Annotated in this window: 9 protein-coding genes, 1 tRNA gene, 1 other RNA gene and 1 pseudogene; 8 read left to right on the top strand and 4 right to left on the bottom strand. The window is 71.4% G+C overall.

The genetic code is table 11. The features are described 5' to 3' along the window. Positions 1-123 precede the first annotated feature (123 nt). Together FM125_RS12370 and poxB are read left to right on the top strand one after the other, a co-directional pair. Positions 124-249, top strand: coding sequence for a hypothetical protein (locus FM125_RS12370; protein ID WP_281251956.1), 126 nt, complete (start codon positions 124-126; stop codon positions 247-249). Positions 250-378: 129 nt separating this feature from the next. Further along, entirely contained in the window at positions 379-2094 is a 1716-nt protein-coding gene (poxB, locus tag FM125_RS01370) for a ubiquinone-dependent pyruvate dehydrogenase (RefSeq protein ID WP_087133405.1), read from the top strand. 44 nt (positions 2095-2138) lie between these two features. Here the strand turns inward: poxB and FM125_RS01365 are convergent. Further along, a pseudogene (locus tag FM125_RS01365) lies at positions 2139-2405 on the bottom strand (helix-turn-helix domain-containing protein); the annotation flags it as partial. 126 nt (positions 2406-2531) lie between these two features. On the opposite strand from FM125_RS01365, the gene FM125_RS01360 reads away from it, so the two are divergent. After that, entirely contained in the window at positions 2532-3431 is a 900-nt protein-coding gene (locus tag FM125_RS01360; protein WP_087133404.1) for a haloacid dehalogenase, read from the top strand. Between the two features lie 119 nt (positions 3432-3550). Next, entirely contained in the window at positions 3551-4606 is a 1056-nt protein-coding gene (locus FM125_RS01355; RefSeq protein ID WP_067189293.1) for an isopenicillin N synthase family dioxygenase, read from the top strand. Between the two features lie 95 nt (positions 4607-4701). Here FM125_RS01355 and FM125_RS01350 read toward each other — a convergent pair whose 3' ends face one another. Both FM125_RS01350 and FM125_RS01345 read right to left on the bottom strand, forming a co-directional pair. After that, complete coding sequence (locus tag FM125_RS01350) at positions 4702-6288, bottom strand: alanine/glycine:cation symporter family protein (RefSeq protein ID WP_087133403.1); 1587 nt, start codon at positions 6286-6288, stop codon at positions 4702-4704. A 192-nt stretch (positions 6289-6480) separates the two neighbouring features. Continuing rightward, positions 6481-6566, bottom strand: a tRNA-Ser gene (locus tag FM125_RS01345). Between the two features lie 117 nt (positions 6567-6683). On the opposite strand from FM125_RS01345, the gene ffs reads away from it, so the two are divergent. Continuing rightward, an RNA gene (gene ffs / locus FM125_RS01340) (signal recognition particle sRNA small type) lies at positions 6684-6780 on the top strand. Between the two features lie 57 nt (positions 6781-6837). Beyond that, the gene (gene gluQRS / locus FM125_RS01335; RefSeq protein ID WP_087133402.1) at positions 6838-7854 is read left to right on the top strand and encodes a tRNA glutamyl-Q(34) synthetase GluQRS; all 1017 of its coding nucleotides are present in this window, start codon (positions 6838-6840) and stop codon (positions 7852-7854) included. Positions 7855-7970: 116 nt separating this feature from the next. On the opposite strand, the gene FM125_RS01330 is transcribed toward gluQRS, so the two are convergent. Continuing rightward, entirely contained in the window at positions 7971-8642 is a 672-nt protein-coding gene (locus FM125_RS01330) for a malonic semialdehyde reductase (protein WP_245829705.1), read from the bottom strand. A gap of 80 nt (positions 8643-8722) precedes the next feature. Between FM125_RS01330 and FM125_RS01325 the strand changes: the two genes are divergently transcribed. Then, positions 8723-12310 (top strand): DNA polymerase III subunit gamma and tau, encoded by a 3588-nt coding sequence (locus FM125_RS01325; RefSeq protein ID WP_087133401.1) that lies wholly within the window; start codon positions 8723-8725, stop codon positions 12308-12310. Between the two features lie 74 nt (positions 12311-12384). Next, the gene (gene recR / locus FM125_RS01320; RefSeq protein WP_067189286.1) at positions 12385-12984 is read left to right on the top strand and encodes a recombination mediator RecR; all 600 of its coding nucleotides are present in this window, start codon (positions 12385-12387) and stop codon (positions 12982-12984) included. Positions 12985-12986 lie beyond the last annotated feature (2 nt).

Here is a 12986-nt window from a genome sequence, read left to right as displayed (position 1 = left end):
GCTTGGGGGCAAGACTCCCGCTCAACGAGTGTCATCAACGTGATGGCCGGGTACACCTAGGCATCCACACCGACGAGAAGTCCATGCGGGGACTGTGGATTCACCGCCCCCTAGTGAAAGTACATGCGCGACATCTCCCCCGTCGGACTCCTGCTGGACGTGGACGGCCCCGTGCCCTCCGGGGACCTGCCCGACGTCGCCGCGGGCGAGTCCCTGCTGCGCTGGGTGGAGCGCGACCTGCTGCGCTGACCGGATCGGACGCCCCCTGCGGGCGGCCGCCCCTCGCCGGGCCTGGACCTCGACCCCTAGCGTGGAAGGGAATGCCGCGCCCCTGCCGAAACCGGCCCGGGCGCCTCCCGACCAAAGAGAGGTTCCACCGTGGCCACTGTCGCCCAGAACATCGTCGAGACCCTCCACGCCTCGGGCGTGCGCCGCATGTACGGCGTGCCCGGGGACTCCCTCAACGGGCTGACCGAGGCCCTGCGCTCCCACGGCGGCATCCAGTGGGTGCACACCCGGCACGAGGAGACCGCGGCCTTCGCAGCCTCCGCCGAGTCCCAGCTCACGGACGAGCTCGCAGTCTGCGTGGGCTCGTGCGGTCCGGGCAACCTCCACCTGATCAACGGCCTGTTCGACGCCCAGCGCTCCCGCACCCCGGTGCTCGCGATCGCCGCGCACATCCCGTCGGAGGAGATCGGCTCGGGCTACTTCCAGGAGACCCACCCGCAGGACCTGTTCCGCGAGTGCTCCGTCTACGTGGAGCACGTCTCCTCGGCGGACCAGATGCCCCGCATGCTGCGCACCGCGATGCGGGCCGCCGTCGAGCAGCGGGGCGTGGCCGTGCTCGTGATCCCGGGCGACGTGGCCCTCACCGAGCTCTCCGCGAAGCCCGAGGTGATCCGTCACACCCCGTCCCGCGTCATGCCGGCGGACTCCGTGCTGCGCGAGGCCGCCGAGGCCCTGGACTCGTCCAAGCGGATCACCATCCTGGCCGGCGCGGGTGCGGCCGGCGCCCACGACGAGGTCGTGGCCCTGGCGGAGCGTCTGCAGGCCCCGATCGTCCACGCGCTGCGCGGCAAGGACAGGATCGAGTACGACAACCCGTATGACGTCGGCTTGACCGGCCTGCTCGGCTTCGCCTCCGGCTACCACGCGCTCAAGGAGGCCGAGACGCTGCTGATCCTCGGCTCCTCCCTGCCGTACCGGCAGTTCTACCCCGAGGACGCCACGGTCATCCAGGTGGACGTGCGCGGCGAGCAGATCGGCCGGCGGGTGGCCGTGGACGTGCCGCTCGTGGGCGGGGTGAAGGAGACGGCCCAGGCCCTGCTGCCGCTGCTGCGCGGGAACTCGTCGTCGGCGTTCCTGAACAAGGCGCTCAAGCACTACACCAAGACCCGCAAGGACCTCGACCAGCTGGCCAGCCCGGGACGCGGACGCGTGCACCCGCAGTACGTGGCCCGCCTCCTCGACGAGATGGCCGACGATGACGCGGTGTTCCTGCCCGACGTCGGCTCCCCGGTGATCTGGGCCTCCCGGTACCTGACGATGAACGGGCGCCGCCGGATCATCGGCTCGATGTCCCACGGCTCCATGGCCAACGCGGTCACCCAGGCGGTCGGCGCCCAGGCGGTCGAGCCCACGCGCCAGGTGGTGGCGATGGCCGGCGACGGCGGGCTGGCCATGATGCTCGGCGAGCTGCTGTCGTTCGTGCAGAACGACCTGCCCGTGAAGACGCTCGTGTTCGACAACGACTCGCTGAACTTCGTGGAGCTCGAGATGATGGCCGCCGGGTTCGTCCCCTATGGGACGGGCCTGGAGAACCCGGACTTCGCAGCGATCGCGGAGGCAGTCGGCATCAAGGGCTTCCGCGCGGACCACACGACGGACCTGCCCGCGGTGATGGGCGATTTCCTGGCCCACGACGGGCCTGCCCTGCTGGTGGTCAAGACCGAGCGTCAGGAGCTGACGATCCCGCCGAGCATCGAGCTCGAGCAGGCCAAGGGCTTCGCGCTCTACGCCATGCGCACCGTCCTCGACGGCAAGGGCACCAAGCTGCTCGACCTCGCGAAGGCGAACCTGCGCCAGCTGTTCTGACCTGTCGCGCACGACGACGGCCCTGACACGGACGGATCCGGTGATGCCGACCACTTCTTCTGCCTTCTCAAGGCGTGGATCTGGGCGACCAGGACCGGATCGAGCTGGGCAGGTGAACGGTGCGGCCGGCTGGGCAGGTCCTGAAGTCCTGCCTCGCCCTGAGCCCTGTAGCGGGCCACCCAGGTGGCCACCGTGGGCCGTGAGACCCGGAACTTAAGCGGCCACGTGTGCCTGCGGGATCCGGTCGTTCAGGTGGCGGTGGACCATCCTGAGACGGCCAGGGGGGTCAGGGGTGCGTTAGCGTGAGTCATGAGTGGGTCTTTTCGAGCAGGTCGGTGGTGTAGGAACTTCCATCCTGCGGGAGAGGCCCACTCGTCTCATCTCAGCCCGGCACCCATGTCAAGAACCTCATGACCCACAACACCTAGTGTGGGTACATGCGCGACATCTCCCCCGTCGGACTCCTGCTGGACGTGGACGGCCCCGTGGCCTCCACCGAGACCCGCACCGTGCCCGAGCCGATCGTGGGCTCCCTGGCCCGCCTCCTCGCCTCCGGGGTGCCGGTCTGCTTCAACACGGGCCGCTCGGCCGACTTCCTCCTGCGCCGCGTCCTCTCCCCGCTCAGGGACGCCGGCATCGCCGCGGATGCCCCGGCCTTCGCAGTCTGCGAGAAGGGCGCCGTGTGGTTCCCCTTCTCCGAGGTCCCCTCCGGGGACCTGCCGCGGGTGACCCACGACGACGGCCTGCCGGCCTGGGTGCGCACGTCGCCGCCGATGGCGGTCCCTCAGAGGCTCCGGACCGTCGTCGGGAAGGTGAACGCCGAGCTGGCGGACGGGCTGCAGTTCGAGGACCACACGAAGCTGGCGATGATCTCCCTGGAGAAGGAGGTCGACGCGGACACAGGCCGCTACGAACCCGCCCGGGACGCAGTGGCCCGGCGCATCGAGGAGTTCCTGGCGGCCGAGGGCCTGGCCGAGGACTACGAGGTCGAGGCGACCGTCATCTCGGTGGATGTACAGCACGCAGACTCCGGGAAGGCGCTCGGCGCCTCCCACACCCTGGAGATGATGGCCGAGGCGCGCGTGCAGCTGCCGGCACGCTGGCTCACCGCCGGCGACTCGCGCTCCGACTACACGATGGCGGACTGGCTGCACGGCCGCGGCGCCCGCGTGGACCATGTGGACGTGCGCCCGGCGGACGGCGTCCCGGACACGCCCTACCCGGTGCGGACGGCGGCCGACCTGGCGGAACGGGGCTTCGGCGACGCCGAGGACGTGCACGAAGCCGTCGGGGCATCCCTGCTGGAGTGGGTGGAGCAGGAGCTGCGGGGGCACTGACCTGGGCGCGGGCTCCGAACCCGTCACGCGGGGTCACCGGCGGACACACGGAGTCACCGCAGGACATGCGGCGCAACGCGATGTGCGCCGGAGACCGTCCCGGGCGTCTCATGGTGGGCATGACCACCTTCACCACACAGGACCAGCGCACGGAGCCGGCCCCCACTGAGGTCCCCGTGCTGGACATGTCCACGCTGCGCCTGCCGGACGGCTCCCGGAACCCCGAGTTCCTGGAGCAGCTGCGGCATGCGGCGCACACAGTCGGGTTCTTCCAGATCGTCGGCTACGGAGCGCAGCCCGGCCAGGTGGACGACCTGTTCCGCGTGACCGCCGAGTTCTTCGCCCGCCCGGAGGCGGAGAAGATGGCGCTGCACAACCAGAACTCGCCGCACTGGCGCGGCTACTCGGCGATCGCCGCCGAGCGCACCCAGGGGCGGCCAGACTCCCGCGAGCAGCTGGACTTCTCCCCGGACCGCGAGCCGGTGCCGGCCGAGCGGATCGGCCCGGACGACCAGTACTGGCATCTGCAGGGCCGCAACCAGTGGCCGGAGCAGATGCCGGAGCTGGAGCGGCAGGCCATGGCCTGGGCCACGCTGATGGACCACGTGGGCGAGGAGCTGCTCGGCGCGCTGTGCGTGGCCATCGGCCTGGACGAGGACCACTTCGCCGACGCCTTCTCCGGCGACCGCGCCTGGATGGCGAAGCTCGCCCACTACGTGGGCGGCGTGACCGAGGCCGGCTCCCAGGGCGTGGGCCTGCACGCGGACTACGGGTTCATCACCCTGCTGCTGCAGGACGAGGTCGGCGGCCTCGAAGTGCGCCCCTACGGCCAGGACGCATGGCTGCCGGTGGAGCCGATCCCGGGAGCCCTGGTGGTGAACCTCGGCGAGATGCTCGAGGTGGCCACAGACGGGTACCTCATGGCCACCATCCACCGGGTCCAGTCCCCTCCGGAGGGCGTGGACCGCTACTCTGTGCCGTTCTTCTACTCCCCGCGCCTGGACGCCGTGGTGGACCAGGTGGAGCTGCCCGCCGAGCTGGCCGCCGAGGCCCGTGGCGCCTCGGACGACCCGGACAACCCGATGCTCTCCTCCTTCGGGGCCAACATGCTCAAGGGCTTCGCCCGGGCGCACCCGAAGGTGACGGAGAAGTTCCACCCGCACCTGTTGGGCTGACCACCCGCGGGGCCGGACGGCCCCGCACACACGACGGCGGCCACGCACCTGTGAAAGGTGCGTGGCCGCCGTCGTCCCTGACGGTCAGCGGGTGCTCAGTTGGTATGAGCACCTCCGTCGCGGCGCGGGGCGTCCGCGGTGTCAGCCGTGGCCGCAAGCTCCTCGCCGGTCATGCCCTGCTTCACCAGCCCGTCGGCGCGCAGCTCCCAGAACTCCGCGTTCCGGATGCCGACCTTGCGCGGGTCGAACTGCGGGTCCAGCCCGGCGTTCTTCTGCTGCTGGTAGTCCTTCAGCGCCTTCAACGCCGGCCCCTGGAGCAGGAGGATGCCCACGATGTTCAGCCAGGCCATGGAGCCCACGCCGATGTCACCGAGGCCCCATGCGGCACCGGTGGTGGTGACGGCGCCATAGGCGACGGAGATCAGGATCAGGCCCTGGACGGCGCGGATGGCCCCGCGCCGCAGGATCGGGTTCTTCAGGTTGCGGACCAGGAACGAGGTGTTGACCTCGGCCATGTAGTAGTAGGCCACGATCGTGGTGAAGGCGAAGAACGCGAGGGCGATCGCCACGAAGGACGGGCCCCAGCCGCCGAACACGGTGTCGAAGCCGTTCTGCACGTAGCCGGGCCCGACCTTCACGGAGTCCGCCACACTGCCGGTGAACAGCTTCGCGGAGTCCTCCTTGCCCTCGGAGAACACGTTGTACATGTTCGTCGAGATGATGATGAACGCGGTGGCGGTGCAGACGAACAGGGTGTCGATGTACACGGCGAAGGACTGGGCGAAGCCCTGCTTGGCCGGGTGGGACACCTCGGCGGCGGACGCGGCGTGCGGGCCGGTGCCCTGGCCGGCCTCGTTCGAGTAGATGCCGCGCTGGACGCCCCACTGGACGGCCATGCCGAGGATCGCGCCGAACACGGCGTGGGAGCCGAAGGCCGAGGAGAAGATGAGGGAGAAGACGTGCGGGATCTGGTCGAAGTTCACGAAGAACACGATCAGCGCCAGGACGATGTACAGCACCGCCATCACAGGCACCACGTAGACGGCGAAGGTGGCGATGCGCTTCACACCGCCGATGACGATGAAGGCCAGCAGGATCACGGCGCCGAGGGCCACGGCCCAGTGCGCCACGCCCCACGCCTCGCCCATGGCGGCGGCCATGCCGTTGGCCTGGACGCCCGGCAGGAAGTACGAGGTGGCGAACACGGTCACGATCGCGAAGACCACGGCGTAGACCTTGAGGGCGCCGCCGAAGGAGGTGTGCTGGTACGCCTTGGAGAGGTAGTAGGCCGGGCCGCCACGATACTCACCGGTGTCCAGGTCCTTCTCCTTGAAGATCTGGCCGAGGGTGCACTCGATGAAGGAGGTCGCCGCCCCCAGGAAGGCCACGGTCCACATCCAGAACACGGCACCGGGGCCACCGAAGGCGATCGCGGTGGCCACACCGCCGATGTTTCCCATGCCCACGCGGCCGGCCAGGGACATCATCAGCGACTGCATGGAAGACGTGCCGTCCGCGGACTTCTCGCCGGCCTTCAGCTGAGTGAGCATGTCCGGGATGCAGCGCACCTGCAGGAAGACGGTGCGCAGGGAGAAGTAGACGCCTGCGGCCAGACACAGGTACACCAGGGCCGAGGACCAGACGTACTTGTTGGTGAGTTCGATGAGTTCCTCAAACGACATGCTGTGGCCTCCGAGATGAAGAGAACAGTGTGAGGGAGCCGCTGCTCCCCCTCTCGCCGGTCTGGCGCTATGTGAGGCAGAACACCCTCGGTTGGTGGTGAAGCATACGTCACCGAGGGGGCACGACGCGTCTTTCAGGGCTTTCGGACATGCGAAAAGCCCCCGGACCGAAGTCCGAGGGCTTTTCTTCCGCGGAGGATGGGGGATTTGAACCCCCGAGGGCTGTTAACCCAACACGCGTTCCAGGCGTGCGCCATAGGCCGCTAGGCGAATCCTCCTTGGTTCACCCTTGCCGGCGAACCGGTCAAGGGCACAGATGAGCCTACACCACAGATTCCCGACGATGCCAATCGACCACTGAATCGCTCGTCCCCCGGTTCACTGCTAGACTCGTCGACGGCCCCTCACGTGGTGTCATCTCGCTGAACTCCCCCAGGACCGGAAGGTAGCAAGGGTAGGTGGGCTCTGGCAGGTGCGTGGGGGGTCTTCACTTTCCCCGGGTCCATGCGCCGCACGGCGTCTCCGGCCCGCACACCGAGGAGCCTGACGATGCCCGCCGGTCGCTACGCCCCCTCCCCCACCGGCCGACTCCACGTGGGCAATCTGCGCACCGGGATGCTCGCCTGGATCGCCGCCCGCGCCTCCGGCCGCCCGTTCCTGCTCCGTGTGGAGGACCTGGACCGTGTCCGTTCCGGCGCCGAGGAGGAGCAGCTCGCCGAGCTGGCGGCCGTCGGCATCACCTGGGACGCCGAGCCGGTCCGCCAGTCCGAGCGCACCGCCCTGTACGCGGACGCCGTCGCAGCCCTGCGCACCCGCTTCGGCGAGGACGCCGTCTACGAGTGCTACTGCTCCCGCAAGGACATCGCAGAAGCCTCCTCCGCGCCCAACGGACCCGCCGGACAGCACGACGACCGCCCCTCCTCCGCCTCCCCGGCGCCTCTTCGTCCACCCGGCTTCTACCCGGGCACCTGCCGGAACCTGTCCGCGGCCGAGCGGGACCGCCGCCGTGCCGAGCGCCCCGCGGCACTTCGCGTGGACGCCGCCCGGATCGAAGGGCTCCCCTCAGGGCAGTTCCCGGAGGCTTCCGCCCGTGACCTGCTCCACGGCACCGTCACGGGGCTGGTGGACGACGTGGTCCTCCGCCGCAACGACGGCGCCTACGCCTACAACCTTGCCGTGGTGGTGGACGACCTCGAGCAGGGCGTCGACCAGGTCGTCCGCGGTGACGACCTGCTCGACTCCGCCCCGCGGCAGCGCTGGCTGGCCGAGGCGCTCTGCGTCGCCCGCGGCGACGACTGCCCGGACACCGAGTACCTGCACGTCCCGCTCGTGGTGAACGCCGAGGGCCGTCGCCTGGCCAAGCGGGACGGGGCCGTCACCCTCGAGGACCTCGCCGCCGTCGGCGCCCCCGCGAACCTGAGCGCGGTCGGCGAGCGCGTGCGGGACGTCATGCTCGCCTCCGTCGGCCTGCCGGCAGGGCCTCTCGAGGACGCGGTCGCCGTGTTCGACCCCCGGGCGCTGCCCCGCCGGGCCTGGGTCTTCGACGAGACCGCCTTCACCGCCTGAACCCACGGGCCGCCACCGCCCGTACCGCCGAGCACTCCTCCCCCGGACGACCACAGGGCCCCGGAGCAAGCGCTCCGGGGCCCTGTGCCGTCGTCGTCCCTGTGCCCGCGGGGCAGTCAGAGGACCGTGGCGACCTGGTCGAACTCCAGGCGGCCCTGGCGGGGCTGCTGGGCCTTCTCGTGGCCGGCCGGGGCGTGACCCACGTTGAGCACGAGCAGGGACTTCCAGTTGGTGTCCCCATGGAACTCGGCGTCGATGCCGTCGCCGTCGAAGCCGGCCATGGGGCCGACCTGCAGGCCGTGGGCGCGCAGCGCGAGGATCAGGTAGCCGATCTGCAGCCAGCCGTTCGTGCGGCCCATGCCCTCGCGCATGCCCGGCTTGCCCTCCGCGTCCTCGGCGAAGCCCTCGCGGAACGGGGCGAGGTGCGGCATGTGGCGGTGCCAGTCCAGGTCATAGGAGGCGATCAGCGTCAGCGGCGCCCGCCGCGTCTTCTCCTGGTTGAAGGCGATCATGTGCGGCAGCAGCCGGGCCTTGGCCTCCTCCGACTCGATCAGCTCGAGGCGCAGGGGCTGATTGTTCATGGCGGTCGGGGCCCAGCGCAGGTCCTCGTAGACGCGGCGGATCAGCTCGGGGTCCACCCTCTCATCGGTGAACAGCTGGGTGGTGTGGGAGCCCTCGAACAGTGCGTCGAGCGCCTTGCGGTCCAGTCGCACCCCCATGTCCTCGGGGGCGGTGGAGCGGGCGTGCTGCTCGGCGTCGTTGCGCAGGTCTGCGGTGGTCTGAGTCATGATGGGCGCAACGGAACGGCCGTCCACAGGTATTCCGTGGCCGTTCCATGACGTCCGGCACACCGGATAGTGTTCTACGGGTGAGCACCGCCCTGTATCGCCGCTACCGCCCTGACCGGTTCGAGGACGTCATCGGGCAGGACCACGTCACCGTCCCGCTGCGGACTGCCCTGTCCAAGGACCGGGTGAACCACGCGTACCTGTTCTCCGGTCCGCGCGGCTGCGGCAAGACGACCTCGGCACGCATCCTGGCCCGCTGCCTGAACTGTGCCCAGGGCCCGACGTCCACCCCGTGCGGCGAGTGTGACTCGTGCCGGGACCTCGCCACCGGCGGCCCCGGATCGCTGGACGTGCTGGAGATCGACGCCGCCTCGCACGGCGGCGTGGAGGACGCCCGCGGCCTGCGCGAGCGCGCCACGTTCGCCCCGGTCCGGGACCGCTACAAGATCCTCATCATCGACGAGGCCCACATGGTCACCTCGGCGGGCTTCAACGCCCTGCTGAAGATCGTGGAGGAGCCGCCGGAGCACCTGAAGTTCATCTTCGCCACCACGGAGCCGGACAAGGTCATCGGCACCATCCGCTCCCGCACCCACCACTACCCGTTCCGGCTGGTGCCGCCGGAGCCGCTGATCGCGTACCTGGAGCAGCTGTGCGCCTCCGAGCAGACGCAGGTGGACCCGGGCGTGCTGCCACTGGTGGTGCGCGCCGGCACCGGCTCGGTGCGAGACACCCTGTCCGTGCTGGACCAGCTGATCGCCGGCGCCGCCGAGGGGCGCGTGGACTACGACCTCGCGGTGAACCTGCTCGGCTTCACCCCCGAGGCCCTGCTGGACGACGTCATCGACGCCCTCGCCGCGGACGACTCGCAGACCGTGTTCAAGGCCGTGGACCGCGTGGTGCAGGCCGGACAGGATCCGCGACGGTTCGTGGAGGACCTCCTGGACCGCTTCCGTGACCTGGTGATCGCCCGCGCCATGCCGGACCAGGCGTCCGCGGTGCTCCACGGGGTGCCGGAGGACCAGGTCCGGCGTCTGGCCGCGCAGGCCGCCCAGCTGAGCCGCGCCGAGCTCTCCCGGCTCGCGGACATCACCAATGAGGCCCTGTCCGAGATGGTCGGCGCCACCAGCCCACGCCTGCACCTCGAGCTGCTCATGGCCCGTCTGCTGCTGCCCGCCTCCGATGACACCCACCGCGGCCTGTCCGCCCGCCTGGAGGCCCTGGAGCGTCGCCTCGCCTACGCCGGCGGCTCCCTTCCCGACGACGGCCCCGCGCCCTCCCAGCCCGCCTCGCCTGCCGCCGATGCAGCGGCTGCAGGGCGCACCCCGGACGGTGCGGCCCGCAGCGCCGAAGCCGCCAGTGACGGTGCAGACGGCGGCGGTGGCGTGGCCGCCGCGGCCGGACTGTCCGGCGCCGCGCTCGCCCGTGCCGCCATGCGCCGGCAGGACACCGCGCCGGGCGGTCAGGGCGCTCCGGCGGCCGAGCAGGCCCCAGCGGCCCAGCAGGTTCAGGAGGCGCCGCAGGTCTCGCAGCGTCCACAGGCACCGACGGCACCGCAGGCACCGCAGGCACCGCAGGCCGAGGCTCCGACGGCCGAGGCTCCCTCGGCGCAGGGGTCGCCAGCCGAGGCTCCGCAGACACCGCCGACCGAGGCTCCCTCGGCGCAAGGGTCGCCAGCCGAGGCTCCGCAGACACCGTCGACCGAGGCTCCCTCGACGCAGGGGCCGCAGAGCGAGGCCCCGCCGGTGGAGACCCCCGGCGCACCGGACGCCGCCGAGGGCACAGACTCCTCGACCCCCGCCTCGGAGCAGCCGCCGTCCGGCGGCCAGGCCACGAACTCTGTGGAGATGGTGCGCCGCGCCTGGCCGGACATCCTCGCCGCGCTCGAGGACTCCTCCCGCCTGGTGTGGATGCTGGTCAAGGACAACGCGTCCGTCGCCGGCTTCGACGGCCGTCTGCTCACCGTCGGCTTCACCCAGGACGGCCCGCGACGCTCCCTGCTGAACCGCCGCGGCGACCAGGTGCTCGCGGAGGCCGTGCACCGCGTCCTCGGCATCCGTCCCGAGTTGGACCTGATCCTCGGCGGCGACGGCCCCCAGGGAGACCGGCACCCAAAAGCTGAGGGCCGCCCCTCCCCGGCGGCCGGACCTGTGAACGGCGGAACGCCGCAGAATCCAGGCCCCCAGCCCGCGCAGGACTCGGCCCCCATGGTGCCGCAGCAGCCCGAGCGCCCAAGCCCGCAGCACCCCGAGCGTCCGCGCCCTCAGACGCCGCAGCCCGAGCGACCGGCCCCGCCTGAGCACGAGCAGCGCCAGCGGCCGGCCAATCGTGAGACCACTCCCCCGCCGGCGCCCTCCCCAGACGCCTGGGGCACCCCGCAGGACACCGCCCCGGACTGGGGCGGCCCCTCCGGGTCCCCGGGCGACGACCCGTGGGCCGACATCCCCGAGTTCGACCCGGATTCGGACATGGAGGACTCGGCCGGTCCCGAGGGCTGGAGCCCGGAGGACACCGGCTCCGAGGCCGAGCAGACCTTCGGCGCCTCCGGTTCCTCCGCGCCCGCCGCGCCCGCCGCGGACGACGCGGACGACGCGGACGACGCGGACGACGACACAACCGCTGACGAGCACCGACAAGACCGTCAGGACCGTCAGGACCCTCAGGCTCTGGAGGACGCGTCGGCCTCGGTCCAGGGCGGCAAGGTCGACCCGTCCGCCGAGTCGTCCGCACCGCAGGGCACCGACCCGGCCGGCCCGTCATCCTCGGCCGAGGGCTCCCCGTTGCCGGCCTACGACCCGGGCCCCCTGGTCCCGGAGGTCGAGCACTCGATCCCGGTGTTCGCGCGGCCGGAGTCCGAGCTGCGCGCCGAGTTCGCCGCCCGCTTCGGCAACCTGAGACCGCAGGGCTTCGACCGCTCCGCCGAGGACGACCCGCGCCCGAACGCTTCGGCTGCCGATTCAGAGGGTCCATCCTCCCGCCGTCCCAGCAGTGACGACTCACCGGACCCGGGCGTCCCCGCCCCGGACCACGACGACTCGTCCGCGACGCAGGAGACCGGAGTCCCCGGCCTCCCCGGCAAGGACTCGGCGGGCTCCCCGTCCGGCGAGCGCTCCACCGGTGCCCGCTCCGCCCGGGAGGTCGCCTTCGCCGCGGCCGCCGCCGGCAACGACCCGAAGGCCCTCGCCGAGCGCGGTGGAGGACACCCCGCCTCCTGGTTCGGTGCCCTGATGCAGCGCATGGCCGAGGGCGGCTCGGCCGATCCCCCGGTGAACGAGGGATCCGGCGGTCCCGGAGGCGTGCCCGGCTCCGGCGCACCGGGCGGACCCGGCGCCGCGGACCCGTCTCAGGGCGGCCGTCCCAGCGCAGCCGACCTGTCCCGTCCGCCAGGCGGGGAGGCAGGCGGAGGTGAGGAGCCGTCGTCGGGAAGCGAGAGGCCGGCACTCGACCCGCGTGCGGCGGCCGTCCAGGCGGCCCGTGATGCCGCCCGCGGCCGGGCACCCCGCCCCGAGCCGACGACCCCGCCGGCCGAGGCCAAGCCCTCCGTATCCTGGGAGGACGAGGTCGCCAGCGACGACGACATCTCGCTCGAGGAGTCCGGCCTCGTCGGCCGCGCCGTGGTCGAGCGGATCCTCGGCGCCCGCCTCATCGAAGAGCAGCCGAACAGCTGACCTGCCCGCGCCGCCGACGCGGACACTCCATCCACGCGGCACCCCACGCGCCGCGAGAAAGCCACAGGTGACACGTGTACGACGGTGCCGTCCAGGACCTCATCGACGAGCTCGGCCGGCTGCCGGGCATCGGTCCGAAGTCCGCGCAGCGCATCGCCTTCCACATCCTGGAAGCCGAGTCCGAGGACATGCTGCGTCTGTCCGACGCGATCCGGACCGTGAAGGAGAAGGTGAAGCTCTGCGAGCTCTGCTTCAACGTCTCCGAACAGGAGCGCTGCGCCATCTGCCGTGACGACAAGCGGGACACGTCCCTGCTCTGCGTGGTGGAGGAGTCGCAGGACGTGATGGCGATCGAACGCACCCGCGCCTACCGCGGCAGGTACCACGTGCTCGGCGGCTCCATCAATCCGATCGCCGGCATCGGCCCGGAGCAGCTGCACGTGCGCGAACTGCTCACCCGCCTCCAGGACGACGTCATCCACGAGGTCATCCTCGCCACCGACCCCAACCTCGAGGGCGAGGCCACCGCCACCTACCTGGGCCGGATGCTCGGCGCCACCGGCATCCGCGTCACGCGGCTGGCCTCCGGCCTGCCCGTCGGCGGCGACCTCGAGTACGCGGACGAGGTCACCCTCGGCCGGGCCTTCGAGGGACGCCGTCTCCTCAACGGCTGACG

Origin of the sequence: Micrococcus lylae (assembly GCF_900163825.1) — a bacterium.
Taxonomy (GTDB): Bacteria; Actinomycetota; Actinomycetes; order Actinomycetales; family Micrococcaceae; genus Micrococcus; species Micrococcus lylae.
The sequence above is the reverse complement of the archived record's forward strand: the minus strand, read 5'-3'. Positions and strand labels throughout refer to the sequence as shown.